Annotated in this window: 23 protein-coding genes; 8 read left to right on the top strand and 15 right to left on the bottom strand. The window is 60.0% G+C overall.

Annotated features, from left to right (window positions below):
• Window positions 1-81: 81 nt before the first annotated feature.
• On the bottom strand, window positions 82-1005 hold the full coding sequence (locus RNA01_RS04170) for an EAL domain-containing protein (RefSeq protein WP_147178703.1): 924 nt from the start codon (window positions 1003-1005) through the stop codon (window positions 82-84).
• 216 nt (window positions 1006-1221) lie between these two features.
• Between RNA01_RS04170 and RNA01_RS04165 the strand changes: the two genes are divergently transcribed.
• On the top strand, window positions 1222-2424 hold the full coding sequence (locus RNA01_RS04165) for a pyridoxal phosphate-dependent aminotransferase (RefSeq protein WP_147178702.1): 1203 nt from the start codon (window positions 1222-1224) through the stop codon (window positions 2422-2424).
• A gap of 75 nt (window positions 2425-2499) precedes the next feature.
• Here RNA01_RS04165 and RNA01_RS04160 read toward each other — a convergent pair whose 3' ends face one another.
• Together RNA01_RS04160 and RNA01_RS04155 are read right to left on the bottom strand one after the other, a co-directional pair.
• The gene (locus RNA01_RS04160; protein WP_147178701.1) at window positions 2500-3720 is read right to left on the bottom strand and encodes an OpgC family protein; all 1221 of its coding nucleotides are present in this window, start codon (window positions 3718-3720) and stop codon (window positions 2500-2502) included.
• A gap of 179 nt (window positions 3721-3899) precedes the next feature.
• The gene (locus RNA01_RS04155) at window positions 3900-4985 is read right to left on the bottom strand and encodes a calcium:cation antiporter (RefSeq protein WP_147178700.1); all 1086 of its coding nucleotides are present in this window, start codon (window positions 4983-4985) and stop codon (window positions 3900-3902) included.
• 146 nt (window positions 4986-5131) lie between these two features.
• Here RNA01_RS04155 and RNA01_RS04150 point away from each other — a divergent pair, with 146 nt between their 5' ends.
• Window positions 5132-5398 (top strand): DUF2188 domain-containing protein, encoded by a 267-nt coding sequence (locus RNA01_RS04150; protein WP_147178699.1) that lies wholly within the window; start codon window positions 5132-5134, stop codon window positions 5396-5398.
• Here the strand turns inward: RNA01_RS04150 and RNA01_RS04145 are convergent.
• Together RNA01_RS04145 and RNA01_RS04140 are read right to left on the bottom strand one after the other, a co-directional pair.
• Window positions 5395-5871 carry a bleomycin resistance protein gene (locus tag RNA01_RS04145; protein ID WP_147178698.1) on the bottom strand — a complete coding sequence of 159 codons (477 nt, stop codon included), beginning with the start codon at window positions 5869-5871 and terminating at the stop codon, window positions 5395-5397. The genes RNA01_RS04150 and RNA01_RS04145 overlap by 4 nt on opposite strands.
• 11 nt (window positions 5872-5882) lie before the next feature.
• Complete coding sequence (locus RNA01_RS04140) at window positions 5883-6773, bottom strand: LysR family transcriptional regulator (protein WP_147178697.1); 891 nt, start codon at window positions 6771-6773, stop codon at window positions 5883-5885.
• An 88-nt stretch (window positions 6774-6861) separates the two neighbouring features.
• Between RNA01_RS04140 and RNA01_RS04135 the strand changes: the two genes are divergently transcribed.
• Complete coding sequence (locus RNA01_RS04135) at window positions 6862-7914, top strand: NAD-dependent epimerase/dehydratase family protein (protein ID WP_147178696.1); 1053 nt, start codon at window positions 6862-6864, stop codon at window positions 7912-7914.
• A 132-nt stretch (window positions 7915-8046) separates the two neighbouring features.
• On the opposite strand, the gene RNA01_RS04130 is transcribed toward RNA01_RS04135, so the two are convergent.
• The 4 genes from RNA01_RS04130 to trxB all read right to left on the bottom strand — a co-directional run bounded on the left by RNA01_RS04130 (window position 8047) and on the right by trxB (window position 11778).
• Window positions 8047-9147 (bottom strand): alkene reductase, encoded by a 1101-nt coding sequence (locus RNA01_RS04130; protein ID WP_147178695.1) that lies wholly within the window; start codon window positions 9145-9147, stop codon window positions 8047-8049.
• 60 nt (window positions 9148-9207) lie between these two features.
• Entirely contained in the window at window positions 9208-9501 is a 294-nt protein-coding gene (locus RNA01_RS04125) for an ArsR/SmtB family transcription factor (RefSeq protein WP_147178694.1), read from the bottom strand.
• A 386-nt stretch (window positions 9502-9887) separates the two neighbouring features.
• Entirely contained in the window at window positions 9888-10784 is an 897-nt protein-coding gene (locus RNA01_RS04115; protein ID WP_147178692.1) for a LysR family transcriptional regulator VtlR, read from the bottom strand.
• A gap of 19 nt (window positions 10785-10803) precedes the next feature.
• Window positions 10804-11778, bottom strand: a complete 975-nt coding sequence (gene trxB / locus RNA01_RS04110) for a thioredoxin-disulfide reductase (protein WP_147178691.1) — start codon at window positions 11776-11778, stop codon at window positions 10804-10806.
• Between the two features lie 223 nt (window positions 11779-12001).
• Here trxB and RNA01_RS04105 point away from each other — a divergent pair, with 223 nt between their 5' ends.
• The 3 genes from RNA01_RS04105 to RNA01_RS04095 are packed head-to-tail and all read left to right on the top strand — an operon-like array spanning window position 12002 to window position 14041.
• Entirely contained in the window at window positions 12002-12469 is a 468-nt protein-coding gene (locus RNA01_RS04105) for an Lrp/AsnC family transcriptional regulator (protein ID WP_147178865.1), read from the top strand.
• A 19-nt stretch (window positions 12470-12488) separates the two neighbouring features.
• Window positions 12489-13334, top strand: a complete 846-nt coding sequence (locus RNA01_RS04100) for a glycosyltransferase (protein ID WP_147178690.1) — start codon at window positions 12489-12491, stop codon at window positions 13332-13334.
• Between the two features lie 56 nt (window positions 13335-13390).
• Window positions 13391-14041 carry a glycosyltransferase family 29 protein gene (locus RNA01_RS04095; protein ID WP_170253350.1) on the top strand — a complete coding sequence of 217 codons (651 nt, stop codon included), beginning with the start codon at window positions 13391-13393 and terminating at the stop codon, window positions 14039-14041.
• 9 nt (window positions 14042-14050) lie between these two features.
• Here the strand turns inward: RNA01_RS04095 and RNA01_RS04090 are convergent, their stop codons facing one another.
• The gene (locus RNA01_RS04090; protein WP_147178688.1) at window positions 14051-15073 is read right to left on the bottom strand and encodes a polysaccharide pyruvyl transferase family protein; all 1023 of its coding nucleotides are present in this window, start codon (window positions 15071-15073) and stop codon (window positions 14051-14053) included.
• A 163-nt stretch (window positions 15074-15236) separates the two neighbouring features.
• Between RNA01_RS04090 and RNA01_RS04085 the strand changes: the two genes are divergently transcribed.
• Window positions 15237-16160, top strand: a complete 924-nt coding sequence (locus RNA01_RS04085) for a glycosyl transferase (protein ID WP_147178864.1) — start codon at window positions 15237-15239, stop codon at window positions 16158-16160.
• Here RNA01_RS04085 and RNA01_RS04080 read toward each other — a convergent pair.
• The 4 genes from RNA01_RS04080 to RNA01_RS04065 all read right to left on the bottom strand — a co-directional run bounded on the left by RNA01_RS04080 (window position 16118) and on the right by RNA01_RS04065 (window position 20299).
• Window positions 16118-17311, bottom strand: coding sequence for a capsular polysaccharide export protein, LipB/KpsS family (locus tag RNA01_RS04080; protein ID WP_147178687.1), 1194 nt, complete (start codon window positions 17309-17311; stop codon window positions 16118-16120). The two genes, RNA01_RS04085 and RNA01_RS04080, sit on opposite strands and share 43 nt — an antisense overlap.
• A gap of 11 nt (window positions 17312-17322) precedes the next feature.
• Window positions 17323-18375 carry a glycosyltransferase family 4 protein gene (locus RNA01_RS04075; protein ID WP_147178686.1) on the bottom strand — a complete coding sequence of 351 codons (1053 nt, stop codon included), beginning with the start codon at window positions 18373-18375 and terminating at the stop codon, window positions 17323-17325.
• Window positions 18376-18397: 22 nt separating this feature from the next.
• Window positions 18398-18874 carry a transcription elongation factor GreA gene (greA, locus tag RNA01_RS04070; protein WP_147178685.1) on the bottom strand — a complete coding sequence of 159 codons (477 nt, stop codon included), beginning with the start codon at window positions 18872-18874 and terminating at the stop codon, window positions 18398-18400.
• A gap of 135 nt (window positions 18875-19009) precedes the next feature.
• On the bottom strand, window positions 19010-20299 hold the full coding sequence (locus RNA01_RS04065; protein ID WP_147178684.1) for a T6SS phospholipase effector Tle1-like catalytic domain-containing protein: 1290 nt from the start codon (window positions 20297-20299) through the stop codon (window positions 19010-19012).
• A gap of 121 nt (window positions 20300-20420) precedes the next feature.
• On the opposite strand from RNA01_RS04065, the gene RNA01_RS04060 reads away from it, so the two are divergent.
• Window positions 20421-21464, top strand: coding sequence for an endonuclease/exonuclease/phosphatase family protein (locus RNA01_RS04060; RefSeq protein WP_147178683.1), 1044 nt, complete (start codon window positions 20421-20423; stop codon window positions 21462-21464).
• Window positions 21465-21492: 28 nt separating this feature from the next.
• Here the strand turns inward: RNA01_RS04060 and RNA01_RS04055 are convergent, their stop codons facing one another.
• Window positions 21493-21948 (bottom strand): SRPBCC domain-containing protein, encoded by a 456-nt coding sequence (locus tag RNA01_RS04055; RefSeq protein WP_235916411.1) that lies wholly within the window; start codon window positions 21946-21948, stop codon window positions 21493-21495.
• Window positions 21949-22034 lie beyond the last annotated feature (86 nt).

Genomic DNA, 22034 nt, shown 5'->3' with positions numbered 1-22034 from the left:
CTCCCGGCAAATGTTGTGGCGATATAAAGGCAGGGCCGGCAATCGCCTTTCTGGCGGGCACTCTGCCTGTTGCGCAGCCATCTACAGTTTCTTGCCGAATACGCGACCTTGTCGCTGCATCGTATCGTGATGTGCGCCTGAAGCCTTGCTCGGGCGTGTCGGAGACCCTGATCCTTCGGGCGGTGCGAGGATGGGGCCGCCTGGTGGCAGAAGCATCTCCGGATAGTCCATGTTGAACGAGGTGGGGGTGAGCTGCGGGCGGGCGAAGGCGTAGCCCTGAAGCAGTGTGACGCCGAGTTCGAGGCAGAGGTCCACTTGCCAGGTATCCTCGATCCGCTCGAAGATCGGCTCGATTCCTTCGTCCTGCAATTGCCGAACGATAACCCGGAGCAGGGCGAAGCCCGCGGAGTCGTGGAGGTAATCGCGTACCCAGTCTCCGTCGAAGCGGACGAATTCCGGACGGAGTGCCAGAACGTCCTGGATGTCGTGCTCGCTTGCCTCGTAATTCGACATAGAGACGCGCAGGCCGGCGTGGCGCAGCTGATCAACGGTGCCCGCCATCAATTGGCCGTTGCCGGAACCGGCCGAGATGTCGCAGATGATGCGCTCCGGCGTCAGATTGGCCTCGTGGGCAATCAGACGGATTCGATCAAGCTCGTGACGGAGTTCCACGGCCTCTGTAAAGAGCAGCGGTTGGAAGCTGACCAGAACCCCCGCGCGCTCACGGTGCAGAAGCCCGGCGTTGAGAATGTGAATGCTGCGCAGCAGGCTGTCGACTGCCGACAGATCCTTCGGATCGACCAGCGGGAAGAATTGCGAGGGCGGATAGGTCTCGCCATTGCGCTCGGCGCGCACCAAACCCTGAAAAGAGTGAATGTCGAAAACACTGTCGGCCACCCGATGGAAGATCGGCTGAAGGGCGGAGCGCAGAACGAATGGGCCATAGGCTGTCGACCATGCGCCTCCGGCATTGACGAGCTGGGCATAGATGCTGGTCGTGCTCATGGCTTCGCGTCTTGATTGCCTTGAAGGTGTTCCGCACGTAATCTACCAGCGAAGGCTTACTTGCAAATTAACAAAGCCTTAAAAATGAAAACATTGTCGAATGCTGACGGATCGCCGCTTTCCACTTGAAACGAAGGGCCGATTTCGCCATAGAACTTGAACCTGGGGCCTTGCCCGATCGAGGTTCCGCCGATCAACAGCTTCAGGACAATCACAATGGCATTCATCGCCGACGCTCTTTCCCGTGTAAAGCCTTCCGCAACCATCGCAGTCTCGCAGAAAGCCCGCGATCTGAAGGCCAAGGGGCGCGACGTGATCGGCCTCGGTGCCGGCGAACCTGATTTTGATACGCCGGACAATATCAAGAAGGCAGCGATCGAGGCGATCAACCGCGGCGAGACGAAGTACACGCCGGTTTCGGGCATTCCGGAACTGCGCAAGGCGATCGTCGAAAAGTTCAAGCGCGAGAACGGCCTCGAATACAAGCCGGAACAGACGATCGTCGGCACCGGCGGAAAGCAGATTCTTTTCAACGCGTTCATGGCGACCCTGAATCCGGGGGATGAAGTCGTCGTACCCGCACCTTACTGGGTGTCCTACCCGGAAATGGTCGCGCTGTGCGGCGGTACGCCGGTCTTCGTCTCGACCAAGCAGGAAAACAATTTCAAGCTGACCCCGGCGGAACTCGAAAGCGTCATCACGCCGAAGACCAAGTGGTTCATTTTCAACTCGCCGTCCAACCCGTCGGGCGCGGCCTACAGCCATGACGAGTTGAAGGCCCTGACCGACGTGCTTCTCAAGCATCCGCATGTCTGGATCCTGACCGATGACATGTATGAGCACCTGACCTATGGCGACTTCAAGTTCGTCACGCCGGTCGAGGTCGAGCCGAAGCTCTATGACCGCACGCTGACGATGAACGGCGTCTCCAAGGCTTATGCCATGACTGGCTGGCGTATCGGCTACGCCGCTGGCCCGATCGAACTGATCAAGGCCATGGACATGATCCAGGGACAGCAGACCTCGGGCGCCTGCTCGATCGCCCAATGGGCCGCCGTCGAGGCGCTCAACGGGCCGCAGGATTTCATCCCGGCGAACAAGAAGATCTTCGAAGGCCGTCGAGACCTCGTTGTTTCCATGCTCAATCAGGCGACCGGCATCAAGTGCCCGACCCCGGAAGGTGCCTTCTATGTGTACCCGTCCTGCGCTGGCCTGATCGGCAAGACGGCGCCGTCGGGCAAGGTTATCGAGACGGACGAAGACTTCGTCACGGAACTGCTGGAAACCGAGGGCGTTGCCGTCGTCCACGGTTCGGCCTTCGGCCTTGGCCCGAACTTCCGCATTTCCTATGCGACCTCGGAAGAACTGCTCGAGGAAGCCTGCAAGCGTATCCAGCGCTTCTGCGCGTCCTGCAGGTAAGCGGACGGATTGCCAAGTTTATCGAAAGGGCGGGCCTGATGGTCCGCCCTTTTTTGATTGGACTGCCTCCAGGACTCAGCTCGCGGTCGTTTCCATTGCCGCCGCAGCCTTTGCCTGTGTTGTCTTGGCGGGCGGGGCCTGGCGGTTGCGTTCACGCCAAAGGGCCGGGAGGCTTAGAAGCGCCAAGGATCCGAAGGTGATCGCGGTCTTGGTCAGGTCCGAGAAAGCACCGAAACGGCCGTCGATATAGACGACGCCGTAGACGATCAGCACGTGCCAGACATAGATCTGCAACGAGTGGCGACCGAGCAGCTGGAGATAGCTCAGCGAGAAGAGGCCGTTGAGACCCGCCGCGATCTTGCGGATTGCGGCATTGTCATGCCGCGGGCCGGCAATCAACAGCCAGCACAGGCCATAGGTGACAGCCGCGAAATTCAACAGATAGACCGGACCGAAGTCGGCACGCACTTCCATCGGGCCGAATTTTTCCAACACGACGCCCGGCATCATGCCGTGGGCCGTGAGGATGCGTAGCGGCAGGAAGAAGGCGCAGACGGCAAGTGCCGCCTTGGCGAGGGAATCCTTTTGCGGGTCGAAGACGCTCTGCCAGTCAACCTTCTTCAGCGAGGTCAGTGTGCCGGCGATCAGGCCGGCGAAGAAGACGATCTGCCAGCCGAAAAGATTGAAGGAAGCGCGGATGCCTTCCTTGTTTTCGCCCCCGGCCAGCCAATTGCTGAGCGGATAGGTGAACAGGCGTTGCAGGCCGAGTTGGGCCGCCATCCAGACAAGCACCGATATGATCGCCACCGTCTTCCAGCGCCCTTGAATGCAGAGCCAGATGATGGCCGGGGCGAAGAACATGTAGACGACATATTGCGGCAGGATGTCCATGAAGGTCGGCTGGAACAGGAAGCTGGCGATGGCAGCCAGGCGTAGCAGATCATCAAGACGTGTGTTCCCGAGCCAGTTGGCCCAAATCGCAGCCGCGTCCGGAAGGAGGATCTGGAGGCTGAGAATCACCAGCACGATGCCGATCGCATAGCGATAGAGTTCGAAGACGCGCGACCATATCCGATTGCGGCCGGCCGCATGGCCGTCCTTCATCATCTTGCGCGCATAGACCATCCCCGTCAGCAGGCCGGACAGGAAGACAAAGCCTTGCGCATCCTCGACAAATGCCAGGTTGCGATGATTGATCTGGACGAGCCAGAGGCCGCCGGTGAAGACCAGGTGGTTGATTAGCATGAAGAGCAGAAAATAGCCGCGCATGCCGTCGATAACGTCGAGTCTTTTCAAGCTTCGGCTCCTGATTTGCCCCCCTGCGATCCGTGTTCTTCTCCGTCAACGTGGTGAGAATGGGGCGAACCTTTACCAAGCTGGGGATCGTGTCTGGAACTGAGGATCGTGTCATAGCAAAGCGGGAAGGGTGCCGAAGGTTCCGGGAAAAGTGCGAGGTCCCTTGTCGCGCCGTACCGTCAGAGGCCGAGAAAGGACAGCATGATGAAGGTGGCGAAGAGGATGAAATGGGTCATGCCCTCGATCGCGTTGGTCTCGCCGTCGTTGAGGTTGATCGCTGCTGCAACGAGGGTGATCGCCACCATCACTGTCTGCACCGGCGTCATGGCCATGACGAAGGGCTGGCCGGTGTAGAGAGCGATCGCCTCCATCACCGGCACGGTCAGAATGACGGTGGATAGCGAAGCGCCCATGGCGATGTTGACCGTCGCCTGCATGCGGTCGGAAAGCGCGGCTCTCAGCGCCGTCAGGATCTCTGGACCGGCGGAAATGCCGGCGACGAGAATGGCGGTGAGGGCGATCGGGGCGCCGATCTCCCTGAGACCTGTGGCCATGAAGGCCGACATGAATTCGGCCAGCACGCCGATCAGCACCACGCCGAACAGGATCACGCCGATCGAACGGGTGGTCGGTTCATCCGTTTCCGCGGTGCTATGTTCATCCGCGCCATTTATCTTGCCGTGGGAGTAGCTGTAGCTGAAGAAATAGCTGTGCGATCCAACCTGCATGCGCAGGAAGAGGCCGTAGAGCGCGACCATGGCAAATATGGTGAAGACGGAGAAATACCGCCATTTGTCGGAGGGAACGAACTCCGGAACGACCATCGAAATGCCCATGGCCGTCAGGATCATCACGCCATAGGTCTTGCCGGAATCGTCGTTATAGGGTTGTTCGCCGTGCTTCAGGCCGCCGAGCAGCGCGGCAAGGCCGAGGATGCCATTGATGTCGAGCATCACCGCCGAATAGATCGTGTCGCGCACGAGCGTGGGGGAACCGTCGTTGTTCATCATGATGGCGAGGATCAGCACTTCGACGGCCACGGCCGAGAGTGTGAGGATCATCGTGCCGTAAGGGTCGCCGACCTTGACGGCGAGCACTTCGGCATGGTGTGCCACCCGCAGCGAGGCGACGACGATGGCGCCGATCAGCATGGCCGCTGCCGCGAGCGAGACGGCGGTTCCCAGGGCGAGGATCTCGTGTTCGAAAGTGAATCCGAGAACGGCGAGAACGATTGGAAAGAGAAGGGTTTTCTCCTGTTTCAGCATGGACGGTCCGGCGCCTTTTCAATCAGTGTCAGAGACAATATTCCGCTCGAAATGGATGAGGTCGGGAAAGGGATCCTAGATCCATCGGTTTGCGGTTTGCAGTGCTTGATGCGATACTGTTACCATGGTTGCGAAAGGAGGACATCATGACCAAGGTTGCCTACGAAATCGTTCCCCATGACGGGGGGTGGGCCTACAAGCTCGACGACGTCTTCTCCGAGAGTTTTGCCAGCCATGAGCAGGCTCTGGAGGCTGCACGGATCGTGATGCTGGAGCAGCAGGTCGGCGACGAGCCAGTCAAGATCAGCTATCAGGACGAGAAGGGCAAGTGGCACTACGAATACAGCGATGGCGGCGACCGGCCGGAAGTGGAGATCGTTGATCTCTATCAGCCAGGGGAGCGCCCGGACTAAGCTGTTGGCCGTCCGCCCAGCGACTGGGAAAAGCGGATGAGATATCCATCAGGATCCTGAACGAGGAATTCCCTGCTGCCGGTTTCGCGAGTCGCGCCAGTACGATACCAGTTTTCGCTCACGTCCTCGAAAAGCGGCCAAGAGGCCGCCCGCAGCGCATCGAGGATCGATTCCAGGTTGTCGGTTTCGATCTGGAAATTGACGCCGCGGCCAAAGGGGCGTTCCAGCTTTCCCGTTTTCCAGTTCCCGTTGATCTCGCAGAGCATGATCTGCGCGCCCTGTCGTTCCAGATAGGCGAACTTCGCCTGCGGTCGGTCGTAAGCGACCCGAAAGCCGAGGCAGTCGCACCAGAAGGCGAGGCTTGCCGCCAGGTCTGTCACGTCAAGTTCTGGCACGAGGGCGGCAAACCCGCCGGTCGGGCCATCACCGGTGCCGGCAGAGTTGTTGCGCTCGGCGCGAGAAAGTTCGGTCATAGGCTTGATCCTCATCGAGAAATGTAATCGCGCAGGCCGGCCACCAGTGCATTGAAGGTGACACGGCAGCGCGGTGCGGTTTTCAGGTTTTCGTGCATCACCACGTATGTGTCGAGAGACAGTGCCAGCACGCCGGGCAGAATGGAGACGAGATCGGGAAACCGCCGCGCCAGGCCCTCCTGACATATGCCGATTCCGCCTGCGGCCCGGATCGCGGCAAATTGCGTAAGGTTGCTGTCCGAGCGGAAGGCGAAGCGGGTTTCGGCAAGATCGGGCTTGGCTGCGAGAAAGCTGCGCACATAGGCGAGGGGACGGTCAAAGCCGATGAGGCGATGTCGGGAAAGGTCCGCCAGGCTTTCCGGTGTTCCATGTCTTTCCAGATAATCCCGGTGGGCATAGAAGCCGAGGGGAATCCCTCCAATTCGCTGCGAGATCAAAGCATCCTGGTTGGGCTCGAGCATGCGAATGGCGATGTCTGCCGCCTGATTCAGAAGGTCCTCAACCTCATCCGACGGCGAGAGCTCGATCGTGAGCTCGGGATACTGGTCTTGAAGTCTTGCCAGAATAGGCGGCAGGACCTCTATGGCGATCACTTCGCTGGCGCTGATGCGCACGGTTCCCGAAACGCGATCGGAATTCCCCGAGGCTGCGCGGTTGAGCGCTGCGACGGTGGCGGCCATCGTTTCGGCGTGTGGCAGCATCTGGAGGGCGGTCTGCGTCGGCAGGAGCCCCTTTGGCGTGCGCAGGAACAGAGGTTCGCCGCTCGCCGCCTCAAGCGCATCGATATGCCGGCCGACGGTTGGCTGGGTGAGGCCGAGTGCGCGGGCCGCTCCAGACAGAGAACCCTCGCTGATCACTGCGAGAAAGCTCCGATAGTAATCCCAGTTCAGATCGCGCTTCATCAAAATATGTATAGCAGCCAAAGAAATTCTGGCAATTCCGTATAGTGGCAGTCTGGACGATCATCCGACCATCAAAACCCCGGAAGAGATGATCATGACACAGACAGACGATAGCAGGCAGCGGCCAATAGCATTGGTGCTCGGCGCGACCGGCGGAATAGGCGGTGCGCTGGCGGCCAAGCTGGTGGAGCGCGGCTATGAGGTTCGTGCCCTCCACCGAAGTGCCGCCGAGATGCAGGGCAAAGTGCCGCAATACGATTGGGTACAGGGCGACGCGATGAACCGTGCCGACGTGGTCGCCGCAGCAGAAGGCGTCGAACTGATCGCCCATGCGGTCAACCCGCCCGGTTACCGGAACTGGGGCGAACTGGTGCTGCCGATGATCGACAACACCATTGCGGCCGCCAAGGCATCCGGCGCGCGGATCGTCATGCCCGGCACCGTCTACAATTTCGGCCCGGATGCCTTTCCTGTCCTCGAAGAGAGCAGCCCGCAGAACCCGGTGACGCGCAAGGGTAAAATCCGTGTCCAATTGGAAGAGCGCCTGGAGGCAGCCAGTGGCGAGGGGGTGCCGGTTCTGATCGTCAGGGCAGGCGATTTCTTCGGCCCTGGCGCCGGCAATACCTGGTTCGCGCAAGGGATCGTCAAGCCCGGCAAGCCTCTCTCCTCCATTACCAATCCAGGTATAAGGGGCGTCGGCCACCAATGGGCTTACCTGCCGGACGTGGCCGAGACCATGGTCCAACTGATCGAGCAGCCTGATCGCATTCCACGGTTTGCGCGCTTTCACATGGATGGCTTTTATGATCCTGATGGCAGGCAGATGGCCGAGGTCATCCGGCGGGTGAGCGGCAAGCCGGACCTGAAGACCAAGGCCTTCCCCTGGTGGCTGGCGAGCCTTGCCTCGCCCTTTGTGCCGATTTTCCGCGAGCTTCTGGAGATGCGCTATCTGTGGAATTTGCCGCTGAGGATGACCAATCGGCGGCTCGTGAGCTTCCTTGGCGCGGAACCGCATACGCCAATCGATGAGGCCATGCGGGCAACGCTCGCAAGCCTGGGATGCCTGGAGGCCACTATAGACCCGCATGCGGACAGCGGGCGCCTGGCGCGCCGCGCCGCAATGCACGAAAGCGCGTCCTGACAAGCGAGTTCGAAAGGATGGCCATGATTGGACCTGCGCATTGCGGTCTCGTCTGATCTCCGATCCGCCAAACGAGAAAGCCCCGCTGTCGCCAGCGGGGCTTTCGTCTTTGTGACGTGCGTTCGCGCCGGCTCAGGCGAGTTTCGGATAGTCGGTATAACCTTCGGCGCCGCCGCCATAGAAGGTGGCTCGATTCGGTGCATTGAGCGGCGCATCGGCCTTCAAACGTGCAACCAGATCGGGATTGGCAATGAACAGCCGCCCGAAAGAGACCATGTCGGCCCGGCCCGAAGCGACAGCATCCATTGCCGTAGCGCGGTCATAGCCGTTGTTGACCATCCACACCGCCTTGCCACCCTTGGCCCGGTAGGCAGCCTTCATCGCCGCCCAGTCGAACGGCAGGTTGTCGCGGTCACCGCCGGTCGCGCCTTCGATCACGTGGATGAAGGCGAGATCATAAACCGCCAGCTTTTCCACCAGAAGGTTGAATAGCGGTTGCGGATCCGGGTCGGAGACGTCATTGGCCGGTGTGACCGGAGAAATGCGGATGCCGGTGCGCTCGGCGCCGATTTCCTTGACGATCGTATCGACAGCCTCGATGGCAAAACGCGTCCGGTTCTCGATCGATCCGCCATAGGCGTCGCTGCGGGAGTTGGAGCTAGACCGCAGGAACTGGTCGATAAGGTAGCCATTGGCGCCATGGATCTCGACGGCATCGAAGCCGGCGTCGATCGCCGCGCGGGCGGCGCGACGGTAGTCTTCGAGAATGGAGGGGATTTCGTCGAGAGCAAGCGCCCGCGGCTCAGAAGTGTCGACGAAGCCGCCGGTTCCATCATCGTTGATAATGAAGGTCTTGGACTTCGCCCGGATCGCCGAAGGTGCGACTGGCTGGTCCCCATTCGGTTGAAGCGAGTTGTGTGAAATCCGGCCGACGTGCCAGAGTTGGGCGGCAATCCGCCCGCCGGCCCCGTGTACGGCGGCCGTCACGCGCTTCCAGCCCTCGATCGATTCAGGCAGGTAAAGGCCCGGAACCTGCGCATATCCCTGGCCTTGCTGGCTGATCGGTGTGCCTTCCGAGATCAAGAGGCCGGCAGACGCGCGCTGCTCATAGTAGGTGACGTTGAGGTCATTGGGAACGGCGCCAGGGGAACGGTTTCGGGTCAGCGGCGCCATGGCGATGCGGTTTGAAAGTTCTACGTGTCCGAGTTTGATCGGATCAAAAAGACTGGTCATGAATATCTCCAGATTGGCTGGCGAATGCGACGGCTACGCCAGCCAATACCATCTGGGGCTTCACAGCACGGCGTTCAAGGCACGGAGGAAGGCGCCGATGACATCTTCGTTGCGGCGGTAGAGAACCCACTGGCCGACGCGGGTGGAGGAGATCAGGCCGGCACGTTGCAGGGTTGCGAGATGGGCGGACACCGTCGATTGCGATAGGCCGCAGCGCTCGAACTGGCCAGCGCTCACGCCCAGAGCCAATGGTTGCTGTTGGGCGGCAAAATGGCGCTCCGGGTCCTTGAGCCAGGTCAGGATTTCGATCCGAGCGGGGTGCGCGAGCGCTTTGAGCGTTTCGTCGATATTCATCAGCAATGGGTCCGTCTGGCTTTGTGCCGTCTGACATATGGTAGGAATTGCCAAGGTCAACTCACGCCTACGTGAAAAAACATCAAAAGGTGTCCAATTTTGATACACTTTTGGATGCGAACATTCAGCCGATCTTGCGCCTGTTGTCCGAGCTGTCCGCACGCTCAAAAAAAAAGGGCCACCGGATTTCTCCAGGGCCCTTGAAGTGTGAAGGTCAATAAACCTCCAGAGGGGAACAGCTGCTGCGGTGGAACTGGGAGGAAAAAGCCACCATGTGCATCAGCTGTGTGCGATATGATGGTTTTTTGTGCAGTGAACAATGCTTTTTTATGCATGTCAGGCATGCGGTAGTCGCAGGTCTTGGCTTTCGCTTTGCTATGTGTGGCCTAAAAGTTCCAATTGCGGGCTTTGGTGACAATGAAATCGCGAAAGGCCTTGAGCTTCGCCGCGTTTTTCATTTCGTCCGGATAGCAGAAATAGGTGTCGAACGACGGCACGTCGGCGCTGGTCACAAGTTGTAGCAATCCCGGATCGCGGCCAACGATGTAGTCCGGCAGCATGGCGATGCCGATTCCGAGCAGGGCAGCGCGCTTGATCGAGGTCAGGCTGTTGATCTGCAGATGCGGTTGACGCGGATTGTCTGAGGTGCGGCCGGCGACCTCCAGCCAGTTGACGTCAAGCAGATAACCGGGGGCGGGTTCGCCGAATGTAATGATGCGGTGGTTGTCCAGTTCCTCGATCGACTGCGGCTCGCCGTAGCGGTTGATATAGGAGGGAGCCGCATAGACATGCATGTGCACGGTGAACAGTTTGCGCTGGATGAGGTCCGACTGCTGCGGCTGGCGAAGCCGGATGGCGCAGTCGGCATGGCGCATGTTGACGTCGAGTTCCTCGTTGTCGAGAATCAACTGGATCGACATGTCCGGATATAGTTGCAAGAACTCTTGCACCTTGTCGGTGAGCCAACCCTGGCCGAGGCCGACGGTCGTCGTGACGCGCAGCTTCCCGCTCGGCTTTTCGGTCGTCTCGGTCAATTGCATCTTGACCGTTTCGAGCTTTAGCAGAACGTCATGGGCGGTGCGGTAGAGCAATTCGCCTTGTTCGGTCAGGATAAGGCCGCGCGCGTGGCGGTGGAACAGCTTGACGCCGATATCCTGTTCCAGCGCGCTGACCTGGCGGCTGATGGCCGACTGGGAAAGGTGCAGCTTGTCGGCCGCATGGGTGAAAGACCCAGCTTCGGCGGCCGCATGAAAAATGCGCAACTTGTCCCAATCCAACGGCATGCCGCCCCCTCTCATGTTCTTACTCCGCCGCTTTGGCGCGGACCGGGGCGGCCGACAGGAAGCGCTCGGCCTCAAGGGCCGCCATGCAACCCATTCCGGCGGCAGTAATGGCCTGGCGGTAGATATCATCCGTTACGTCGCCAGCGGCGAATACACCGTCGACGTCGGTGGCGGTCGAGTCGGGTACCGTCCAGAGATAGCCGTTGGGCTTGAGCTTCAGCTTGCCCTTGAACAGCTCGACGGCCGGCGCATGGCCGATGGCGACGAAGACGCCGTCGATCGGCATTTCGGTGATCGCGCCGTTCTGGGTGTCGCGCAGCTTGACGCCCGAGACTGACGGCGGCATCGGTGGCTTGGCCGGCGTACCGGTGATCTCGGCCACTTCGGTGTTCCACATCACGCGGATGTTGTCCTTGGCGAACAACCGCTCCTGCAGGATCTTCTCCGAGCGGAACGAATCACGGCGGTGCACGACGGTGACCGACTTGGTGATATGTGAGAGATACAGCGCCTCTTCGACGGCCGAATTTCCGCCACCGACGACGATGACATCCTTGTTGCGATAAAAGAAGCCATCGCAAGTGGCGCAGGCGGAAACGCCAAAGCCCTGGAAATGCTGTTCGCTCTCGATGCCGAGCCATTTGGCCTTGGCGCCGGTGGCGACGATCAGCGTATCGGCGGTCCAGACGGTGCCGGAATCGGTCCGGGCGGTGAAGGGGCGGTGCGACAGGTCGACCTCGGTGACCAGGTCGTTGACGATCTCGGCGCCGACATGGGTTGCCTGGTGGAGCATCTGCTCCATGAGCCAGGGGCCCTGAATCGGATCGGCGAAGCCCGGGTAGTTTTCAACATCCGTGGTGATCATCAATTGGCCGCCCTGTTCCATGCCGGCGATCAGGACCGGCTTCAGCATGGCGCGGGCGGCATAGATCGCTGCGGTATATCCGGCAGGGCCAGAACCGATGATCAGCACCTTGGTATGGCGGGAGGTCATGGCAATTCCTTTCAAAGCGGCGGAGGGAAAGGCGATATAAGCTCGCGCGCCGCTTCCTTGTAGGCTCATTTATGATTGGTCCATGCATTTATTCAAGGTCAGCATTGCAATACCAACAAGGCATTCCGTTGCGCGGTAATTTTTGTGCTCAATTCCGACAGATTCTTGCCTATTCGTGCAGTTCAGCTAGATAACAGATGACCATCCCATGAAAGGCCGATCCGTGTTGAGAGCCGAGCTGGACGCTATTGATCTGAAAATCCTGCGTGAACTGCAATGTGACGGGAGAATGACGAATGTCGAGCTCTCGGAGCGGGTCGGGATCTCGGCGCCACCCTGTCTTCGGCGGGTGCGCAAGCTGGAAGAGGCGGGGATTATCGAGGGCTATCATGCCATGTTGAACGCGCCGAAGCTCGGTCTTGATCTGGTTGCCTTCTGCATGATCGGCCTCAAGCATCAGTCAGAGAGTAATCTCAAGGCCTTCGCCGCCGCGACCGACGGCTGGGCGATGGTCCGTCAGGCCTGGATGGTCTCCGGCGACAGCGATTTCCTGCTGCATTGCGTGGCCGAGAACCTGACGAAGTTTCAGGATTTCGTCATCGAGGTTTTGACGGCGAACGAACACGTCCACACTGTGCGCACCATGCTGACGATCCGCCAGGTCAAGAAGGTCGGCCTGGTGGAGATTTGATTCAAGGACATCCGTTGCAATGCTGACATCGAAAAACGTGCTGCTGTGCATTTTCTCCTACAATATGGGGACAGCCTTGGAGCGTTGCATCCAGTCGACCTTCAAGATGTGTCCGGGATTCGACGTCGCAGTGATCGACGACCAGAGTGAGGATCCCGTCACGCGGGCGATTATCGAAAAATACCGTCCGCGGCTGAAGCTGTGCGTGGCATCGACGGAGGATAAGGAAGGTCGACGTCATGGCAACCTCTACAGGAATATCCAGAGGATGTGTGGCTATGCACAGGATGAAGGATATGAATTCATATTCCTTATCCAGGACGACATGCAGTTCGTCAGGCCGTTCGATGAGCCCATGCAGAAACAGTACGGTCAGCTTTTCGCGTCGGATGATAAGGTTCTACAGGTTGATCCTCGCTTTTTGCGAAAAGGGTACCCCTACGAGATCCTTGAAAAGGTCAGAGCCTATCGGTTTCCGGACGGTGACAACCGTCGCTCATATGCTGATGTTGGCATTCTTCGCCTGTCGACGCTGAAGGGACTCGGCTGGGTTTTCCGGGAGAGCGAATCGGCAAACAAGAAGGATCTTGCCCAACTAGGATATGTCCGGCTTTTTCCATTCTCTCCGGTCGTAATGCATGTGCCATTTCCGAAGACCTATCGGTCCGGAAGACGCAAGAGGTCACTGCTTCCACTCAGGCGAGGCGCCTACGAATTTCATGAAATGACGGACCGTGAACAGGAGGAAATGGACCGGCGCGACCTGCACGATATCCCCTATTTTCGGCGCTATTTGCGAACCAAGGGAATGTTGCTGGCGCGTTTGGTCTACGCTATGGTTACCGATGCGTCGGCCCTTCGCTGACGAGAGCGGAAAAACGCTCTAGAATCAGGGGTAAGACACTGTCTATTTGGTCGATCTTGAAGAAGAAGTATGAAAAGAAGCGCCTTCGCTTCATTGGTGCTTGGCGTCGGTTCCTCGGCTTGCAATACAGCTCACCACTGACCGAACAGGATGTTTTCGATTTGGTTCGGCAAAAGCGGGTTGCTGTTGTGGGGAACGCCAGATCGCTTGCCGACTCAGCCTTCGGAGCGGAGATTGATGACCACGATCTGATCATTCGCTTCAAATTCTCACCAATCCCGTCCACGGTCTCCCACGGTAGCCGCACGGACGTGATTGCAACGAGCTTCGAGGTGGACCCGTCGCTGATGATCGAGCGAGGAGCGAGCTATATCTTCTGGATGTCGCCCCCGCGCCATGCCTTGCCGCGCTGGATCCTGCGATCACCATCCTTTTTCCTTTATCCGCGCGAGCGCCATCAGGCCCTATGTGCCCAGGTCGGCAACCCTCGGCCGACAAGCGGACTAATGATGATTGACTTGCTCAGCCGTTCGCCATGCAAATCGATGGATCTCTACGGTTTCGATTTCTATCAAAGCGGTTCCTTCTCGGGAGGGCAGACCAAAGAAACGACCCCGCACGACTACGATACCGAGGAAGACTTCGTCTTGCGCCTCGTGGGCTCGGATGCTCGCTTCTCGCATCGGCGATCTGGAATGGATTCCTAAACGGGAATTCTATGTGCGCTGCGCCGCATCGGCGATGTCGTCGAAGAGCTTGGCCGCGCGTGTTTGGCACATAGCGATTCCGTTCTCGATCGCCCGCATCTCCTCTGTGGAAAAGGCGAGCACGTCAGGCATCGTGAGTTGGCCGGGCAGCTCCTCGATCCGGACCAGTCGTCTCGTACCGAGACCGAGATCGTTCATCAGCGCCTCGATCTTCCAGGAATTGGACTCGATCGCAAGGAACGGCGTCTTTGTGAAGAGGCAGAAGCAGACTGCGTGGAAGCGACCGGTTACATGAAGGTAACCGTGCTGGAGGGTGTTGATGAATCCGGCTTCGTCCTTGTTGAACAGGACATTGCCGTGCCTCCAGCCGAAAGCCCTGGCATGAAGCCGGATATAACCCTCCCGCAATAGCCTGGTTGGCGCCGAAAAGTGCGGCTTGCTTGCCTTGATCGTCTTCAGGATCGGAAGCAGGCGGGCGTCTGCACGTGAATCGGCAAGGGCGAGGAGCTGGCGTGAGATGTCGCGCGAAACGGAGTCACCGAGTAGCAGCAGATCGCGCGTCACATTGGGGGGGGCTTCAGTGAAGCCGCCGGAAAGGGAAAGATCCGGGACAAAGCCAACGGGCCGGGCGGCATGGCGGCTGGCCTCTTCGGCGCTCCAGGAATCGCGCGTAGAGATGATGGTCATCTTTTGGAGATAGCGGGACCATTCCGATGGGTTTTCCTGGTATATCGCATTGATCAGCGCGACCGGTTTGCCGCTGCGGGCCGGATGATCGGTGACGCGCAGAAGGCGGGCTCCTGCCTTGGCGCCGTGATGGAGTGTCCCTTCGCCGTTGATGACGATGATGTCGCTCTTGGCCATTGCACTGAGGAACGGCCGGTCGTTTTCCCAGTCGTTGCGCACGCCGCTACGGGCCAGTACGTGAATGCCCCGGTTTGCGAGGTTTTCCTCGATGAGCCGCATGACCCGGAAACAGCCGAAGTGGTTGTCGCCGCGGGTGTCGTTCAAAATGACGGCTTTGATTGGCAAGGGATTGATCTTTCGCGTATGCCGGAACGGCTGCCTCCGGCCGGGCCATGCTTGAATTGGCCAGCATTTAGGCGCAGAGGCGCGGTACAATCAAGTCTCTTGCCGGCGGCACGGTTGCGGGGCTTTGGGACAAGTCCCAGGAATGGAGAGAGCGGCGTTGAAACTGAAATCTGAGCGGCCATTCAAGCGTTCGATCGTCAAACTCGCTACGACCGTTTTCTTTGGTAAGGCCTGGGCGCATGCGCAGAACTGGATTCCGGGGCTGGACTTGCGGTTGCCGGAGGCCCTGGAGGGGGAGGGGACGATCCGTTTCAGGGGAGAGCCGGTTGGCCGGCTCTACCATGCGGACCTGCTGCGCCGCGCCGCGCGTGGCACGGTTCATATCGTCGGTTCCGGGCCATCTATCGCCGGAGTCGACTTTTCCAAGGTCGGACCTGGAGAAGCGATCCTTCTCAACGGCGCGATCAACCTGATCGGGAGCCGGATCGCCGAACCGTTGGCGATCGCCATTGAGGATGAGCGCTTCGTCTGGCGACATTTCGCGCTGATGCGGGAAAAGATCGTTTCCGGAGCCATCTGCTTGTTATCGGTCGGTGTCATCCGGGCGATCTGCGAAAACGATCGGGGCTGGCTTGCCAATAAAAGGGTGATCTTGATCGACGATCTCCGTAAGCCCTATCGGACCAGGCGGCGCTCCGATGAGGAAATAAGGGCACTGGACTTCGCCGTGCTCGATGATGGGGGAGCAGGTTTTTCCCGTGACCCGGCGCGTGGTGTTTTTCAGGGCGGCTCGGTTGCCGTGTCGGCGCTGCAATTTGCCGTCTTTTGCCAGCCACGCAGCATCGGCCTGTTTGGTATCGATATCTCGAATGCGGGCGATCCGCGCTTCTACGAGAAGGTGGGCGATACGGCAGGATCGGGCATTGCCGGTGCGGCGGGACGCATTGTCGCGCATTTCTTGCTTGCGCGTCAGCTCTGCGCCGAGCGCAATATTGAAATCCGGAATTTCTCGCCGGTCTCCGCGCTGATCGGCGCTGGTTTCCCCTATGATTCGCGCTTCGCTTTGGCAAAGGCCGTCAACGCCTGACGGTGTCGATCAGTGCCGGCAAGGCGGGTAGCGATCATGTCAGGAAGCTGCTGGTCGGGATTTCTCAGCTCGCCTTGCAGCAGGAAAATGTTCTGTATGTAGCGGATGACCCGTTCGCGCAGCTCCGGATCTGGCTGCCACCGGACGAGCGAGCGGAATACCGCGAGCAATGCCGCAGCATCGCCTGCCTTCAGCGCCAGCCCTTCGATGTCATAGGGGGCGAGGCCTAGTGTGATGACCTTTTTTTCCAGTAGCACCGATTCAAGACCCACGGTGGAATTGACCGTGATCACGGCATCGGCGCCTTCGATCAGGGTCTGAGTATCATGATGGTTGGCGAAGTGGATGCGCGGATGGGGGGTGACTTCGCCTCGGACAGACAGTGGAAAGCTCGGGTGTTCCTTGATGACGAAATGGCTTTGCCTCTCCGCCTCGGCCAGCTTGAATATCTCCTCGTAGAGATGCCGCATGTCGCGAATCCAGGGTGACAGTGCCAGGATCTGCATATCACTCGGCACCTGGAAGGGGACAAAGACGTAGCGGGCGGGTAAAGACGTGGGGCCTTCGTCCTTGAGCTTGGACTGGCGCTTGACCAGCGCGGTCGGTTTGTCGCCGAGATCGGCTGGATCTAAAGCGCGGTAGAACGCCGGATCGCGTGGCAGCGAGCTCTGGTAGTTGATGCCAGCCGGGTCGCATTGCAGGGTGCCGGGAAAGAAGCCCTTTTCCAGGAAGACCATTGAACGCTTATGTTTGGCCGCAATCGCCGCAAGGATGGAATCCGGCATGAGGTAGCCGTTGAAGACCACGACGCTGGCCCGCGGGTTCTGCTCAAGCCATGTCTCGAAGGCGCGAGCGGTCAGCCGGCACTGGACCTGTGTCGCTTTGCGATAGGCCCAGGCGACCAGTGGGTTCGAAAACACGGCGCGAAAGCGGATCTGCCGGCGTTTCAGGTTGCGCTCGGTCAGCGCATCGAGCACTGGGTCATCATTGACGAAGATGGCACGCAGGAGGCCCGCCACCCCCTGGCTGCCCGCAACGCCCATGGTCGTGCTCTTCAGGTCTGAGGGTAGGGCGGCCACACGATCCCCAAAGCGTGAGATGAAGCCTCGTAGGTGGCTGGTCCGGCAAATGATGAAATCCTTGTCGCCCATCGCCTTGCCTGTCAGTCCGCGTCGAGAAGCTGGTTATAGACCATCTCAAGCGCGCGGGCCTCCCGCTCCAGCGCGAAATTCTCGACCACATGGGCCCGCCCACGTTGGCCCGCCTTGATGGCTTCGGCCGGATCGGCGAGATAGACGGCGATCGCATCGCGGAGGCGCTCAAAGTCGTTAGCTGGAACGACCTTGCCCGTTTCACCTTCGGCGATCAGTTCGGCATAGGCGCCGGCATCGCTGGCGACGGAGGCGGTCGCGGAGGCCATGGCTTCGAGCGGGGTGAGGCCAAAGCCCTCGTTGCGCGAGGGGGCGATGTAGAGTGTGAGCCGCCGGTACCAAGGCTTGATGTCGTCCACCTCGCCGAGGAAGACGATGCGCGATGCAAGTCCGGCGGCTGCGATGTCGGCCTGGAGCTGGTCGGCGAAGCCCTGGTTTTCCCCCGTGACGCGGCCGCTGACGACCGCTGTCCACTCTGGATAGCGCGGCAGGAGTTCGATCATGGCGCGCACAAAAAGATCCGTGCCCTTTTGGTGGCGCACCCTCCCGAAGCAGCCGACGAGGTATTGTCCCGGCAGGCCGGTGGCCTCAACCGTGTCGGTTGTGCCGTCTCCCGGACGGAAGCGGTTAATGTCGACGCCGTGGCGGATCACCTCGTGCGGTACCTTGAGGAAGGAACCGGAGCGGGCGCTCGTCGCCACCACGGCATCCATCTTCGAGATCAGCCAGCGGGTATAGCCGGTGTGATGTCGCTGGGCTGCAGAGGTGAACAGCAGTTTCAGCGGCATGCGCAGAACGTCGCGCAGGATGATCCCGAGCAGCATCTCGTTGTTACGGCGGGCGTGCCAGACGCGGTTCTTGGCTGATTTCGGTCTGCGCCAGAGGGCCGGCAATTGGTTCCAGGCCATCTTCGGCAGGTCATCCGGCAGGCCGGGGCCGAGCGTGACGATACCGCGCCCGATCCGGCGTTGCTCGGGTATGAGCTGCACGACGGTCGAGGTCACGCCGGAAAGGCGCCGCTTGAAATGCGGCGCGATCACGGTGATGTCGTCGAGGGGACGCAAAGGCTAGCCTTTCGGGCGGAAATCAGCCCCAGTGGATCGAGAGGATCTCGTAGGCCTTGGAACCGCCGGGGGCGACGACTTCGATATTGTCGCCGACTTCCTTGCCGATCAGGGCGCGGGCGATCGGCGAGGAGATCGAGATGCGACCAGCCTTCACATCGGCTTCCTGGTCGCCGACGATCTGATAGGTCTTGTGTTCCTCTGTGTCTTCGTCGACCAGCTTGACGGTCGCACCGAACTTGATCGTGGAGCCCGACATTTTCGAAAGGTCGATGACTTCGGCACGGGCGATCAGGTCTTCCAGCTCGCCGATACGGCCTTCGTTATGGCTCTGGGCTTCCTTGGCCGCGTGATACTCGGCGTTTTCGGAAAGGTCGCCATGGGCGCGCGCTTCGGCGATCGCCTCGATGATGCGCGGCCGTTCTTCCTGCTGGCGCCAACGCAGCTCCTCGTTCAGCTTCGCAAAGCCGGACTGCGTCATAGGTACCTTTTCAACCATGTCATTTTCCTTCGCATTTCATGCCCGCATGACGCTGGACATAAAAGAAAACAGGTCCCGAAGCGAAGCCACGGAACCAGTTCAAATCAACGATGTGCAAACTATAGCAGATTGGATCGCGCAATTTCCAGAGATTTAATTTTCGCCGTTGGCGGAGAGGGCGGCCGAAGTTCCGGCGAGGGATCCCCACGGCTCTATCCGGTAGCTTTCCGGCAGATTGGTTGGGCGATAGGGGCCATCGGCCGGCGTGCCGTGCAGTCGGTCGACCACTGACTGATGGATCAGGGCACCCGGCGGGATGTAACGTGGGTCGGAGAGCGGCAGGTAGATGCCGCCGCTCTTGCCGCCGTGGCGCCAGGATGAGGACGGCACGCGGCGCGGCAGGAGTTCGACCACGCGCCAGGCAAGGTTCATCGAATCATGCGCGCGCGCCATCGCGTCGGGTTTGACGTAGGACTTCTTCGCATTCTTGCCGAGCACGATCTCGTTGACCGTGCGTGTCGAGTAGTCGAGGCCCATGGCCTTCGTCTCCTCGATCATCCAGGCGAGCGGCACCTTGATCAGGGCGCTCTCGCTTTCGGGTGATCCGCCGCCGACATCGCCATGGACGCCGGTGAACCAGACTTCCTTGCTGTCCTGCGGCACAACCGGCCGGTCTTTCGACGGCGGGAAGGGGCTGCCCCAGAAGGACTGGTCCGGCGTCCAGACCTCGGCCCTGTACATGGTGCGGCGCTCGTCGATCGCAACGGCATGACGGACCGCCCGAACACTCGGGTTGCGGTGGGTGAAAGCATGCGTCTTGAGCTTGAGGCCGACCTTGCCGGATTCGATCACCGAGGCGACGGTGTCGAACAGGCCGAGAAGTTCGATCGCCGGGCGATAGCCTTTCAGCGTACGCTCGTAGATCCGCATGTCGGCAAAGGCGGATCCACCGTCGTCGTCGCCACCGTCTGAACTGTCTGCGGCGGGTTTGTGATCGGAGATGCCCTTGTAGGTCCGATAGGCGTAGTCGAGAAGATTGAGCTGCTGTGGCCGGATTAGCCCAAGGCTGTGGATGAAGCCGGCAAGGATCCGCGCCGTATAGGCACCGCGGCTGAAGCCGAAGAGATAGATGCGGTCGTCTTCGCCGATCTTCTTGCCGTCCTTATCGCGCGCAGCGGCCTGATAATTCTCGACGATGAAGCGATAGGCCTGTTTGACATTGGCGTCGATACCCCAGCCGGTTGCCAGTCCCCAGACTTCCACCGTCTTGCGCCAAACGCGCGACCAGGCGTTGTCGGCGCCAAAGGTGCCGACGCCGGGGTCGTAGTAGACGATCTGGTTGTCTGTTCGCCGGAGGGTGCCGAACAGGCGCAGGACATTGGTACGGTCCGCCGCGATCTCGTTCGACGTTCCATCGAACAGGAGAACGATGTTCTTGCCCATGTCTACCCCCATCAGCGCGATGGCCGCGAGACTATCACGTGCCTGTCATGTTTACAATTTTAAGTGGATGTTCCAGCATGTCGATATGTGCAAGGAGCTCGTCGAGCAAGGGAGGACGAACATGCCTGATTTGAAAGTCGCCACCTTCAATCTCTATCACTTTGCCGAACCGGGCATCTTCTGGCACGAGCGCAAGGCGAGCGCGACCTATACGCCGGAACAATGGGCGGCCAAGCTCGCCTGGATCTCCGGCGTGCTGGCGAAGATGGACGCCGACGTGATCGGCTTCCAGGAAGTGGTCTCCGACGAGGCGCTGCGGACGCTTACCCAGGCGGCGGGTTATCCCTACTTCTACAATGCGGCGCGCGCTATTTTCGATCCGGACGACGCCGCGGTCTATGTGAATGCCACCGTGGCGATTGCCTCGCGTCTACCCTTCACGGCGGTGAACGATCTCGCAGGCGTTGCCGGCGTTCCGGAGGATACGGTCATCGACGCAGGCTTCAGCTTCTCGCGCGTGCCGGTTGAGGCTGTGGTGGCGGCACCAGGGGTTGGCGAGATCAGGATCTATGTTTGCCATCTGAAGTCGCAGGGCGCCTTCGTCGATCCAGACGAGATCGACGTGGTGAGCGAGTGGGCGGAAAAAGTCAAACGCTACTATGCGCTTCGGGCCATGGCCGGTGTCGACCAGGTGGCCAAGCGAGCGGCCGAGGCGGGCGCACTCTACCGCACTTTCCGACGCACGCTCGATGTCGACCCGGAGGCCGCGGTCATCCTGCTCGGTGACATGAACGAGGATCCCGAATCCCATACGCTCGGCATTCTGACCCAGGGCGAGCGGGTTTTCTCGTGGGGCAGCGTCGCCGGCGATGCGATCCCGGAGGCGTTCGCCTATCTCAAGCACGTCTTCAAGCTCTACGACGCTTGGCATCTCGTGCCGACGCAGCAGAATAGCCGTCCGGTGACGCACAGCAGCTTCGGCCACGGCTCTGTTCTTGATTACGTGATCCTGTCGAACGGCCTCAATCCGAAGAATCCGCGGCGCCATGGCACAGTCAGCAAGATCGAGGTTTTTGATGACCATTTCCGCGACGGGCCGCCGCGCGGCATCGCCTCGGATCATGCGCCGGTTGTTGCGACCATCGCCAGCGCCGCCACCGTTTGAGGGGAGGGGTGCGGATTGACGGACGCGATCAGGCGGTTAAGGCGTTCGTCAACCCCAAAACTCGCTCCAGCCGATCGAAGTTCTGCTCGTTGGCGTAGGCGATGAATGCCTTGAACTTGGTGTTTTCCTCGTTCGGTTCCATCAGCATGCGCCATGAGAGTCGAGTGCCGCCGTCCTCCGGCCGAAAATCCATTTCCAGCGTGAACACGTGGATCGGGTCGTGATGCAGGAAGACGATTCGCTCAGGTGCCAAGACCTCCTGGAAGGTTGAGTGGTTGAGGAATTCCGCTCCCTCTTCAGTCTTCATCAGGATGACCCAGCGGCCACCGGGGCGCAGGTCGAACTCATGGATTTCGTTGGTGAAGCCATCGGGACCCCACCACTGCGCGAGCTTGACCGGATCGGCAAAGGCTTCGAACAGCATCGAAGGAGCGACGCCGAACAGGCGGGAACTCAGGATTTCGACGTGATCGGTGACAGCCACGGGTGTTTCCTTGGCGCTCTGCAATGGGCATTTCCGCTTGGTTAGCGTTTGGATCGATCCGCGCAAGCGATTGATGCAGCCCCTTG

Source organism: Paenirhizobium naphthalenivorans (genome assembly GCF_007992095.1).
Lineage (GTDB): Bacteria > Pseudomonadota > Alphaproteobacteria > Rhizobiales > Rhizobiaceae > Allorhizobium > Allorhizobium naphthalenivorans.
The sequence above is the reverse complement of the archived record's forward strand: the minus strand, read 5'-3'. Positions and strand labels throughout refer to the sequence as shown.

Bases quoted from the DNA above. Each gene is read 5' to 3' on its own strand.
- RNA01_RS04170 (WP_147178703.1), bottom strand. From the start codon at position 1,005: ATGAGCACGACCAGCATCTATGCCCAGCTCGTCAATGCCGGAGGCGCA.
- RNA01_RS04165 (WP_147178702.1), top strand. From the start codon at position 1,222: ATGGCATTCATCGCCGACGCTCTTTCCCGTGTAAAGCCTTCCGCAACC.
- RNA01_RS04155 (WP_147178700.1), bottom strand. From the start codon at position 4,985: ATGCTGAAACAGGAGAAAACCCTTCTCTTTCCAATCGTTCTCGCCGTT.
- RNA01_RS04150 (WP_147178699.1), top strand. From the start codon at position 5,132: ATGACCAAGGTTGCCTACGAAATCGTTCCCCATGACGGGGGGTGGGCC.
- RNA01_RS04145 (WP_147178698.1), bottom strand. From the start codon at position 5,871: ATGACCGAACTTTCTCGCGCCGAGCGCAACAACTCTGCCGGCACCGGT.
- RNA01_RS04140 (WP_147178697.1), bottom strand. From the start codon at position 6,773: ATGAAGCGCGATCTGAACTGGGATTACTATCGGAGCTTTCTCGCAGTG.
- RNA01_RS04135 (WP_147178696.1), top strand. From the start codon at position 6,862: ATGATCATGACACAGACAGACGATAGCAGGCAGCGGCCAATAGCATTG.
- RNA01_RS04130 (WP_147178695.1), bottom strand. From the start codon at position 9,147: ATGACCAGTCTTTTTGATCCGATCAAACTCGGACACGTAGAACTTTCA.
- RNA01_RS04125 (WP_147178694.1), bottom strand. From the start codon at position 9,501: ATGAATATCGACGAAACGCTCAAAGCGCTCGCGCACCCCGCTCGGATC.
- RNA01_RS04115 (WP_147178692.1), bottom strand. From the start codon at position 10,784: ATGCCGTTGGATTGGGACAAGTTGCGCATTTTTCATGCGGCCGCCGAA.
- trxB (WP_147178691.1), bottom strand. From the start codon at position 11,778: ATGACCTCCCGCCATACCAAGGTGCTGATCATCGGTTCTGGCCCTGCC.
- RNA01_RS04100 (WP_147178690.1), top strand. From the start codon at position 12,489: ATGCTGACATCGAAAAACGTGCTGCTGTGCATTTTCTCCTACAATATG.
- RNA01_RS04080 (WP_147178687.1), bottom strand. From the start codon at position 17,311: ATGGGCGACAAGGATTTCATCATTTGCCGGACCAGCCACCTACGAGGC.
- greA (WP_147178685.1), bottom strand. From the start codon at position 18,874: ATGGTTGAAAAGGTACCTATGACGCAGTCCGGCTTTGCGAAGCTGAAC.
- RNA01_RS04065 (WP_147178684.1), bottom strand. From the start codon at position 20,299: ATGGGCAAGAACATCGTTCTCCTGTTCGATGGAACGTCGAACGAGATC.
- RNA01_RS04060 (WP_147178683.1), top strand. From the start codon at position 20,421: ATGCCTGATTTGAAAGTCGCCACCTTCAATCTCTATCACTTTGCCGAA.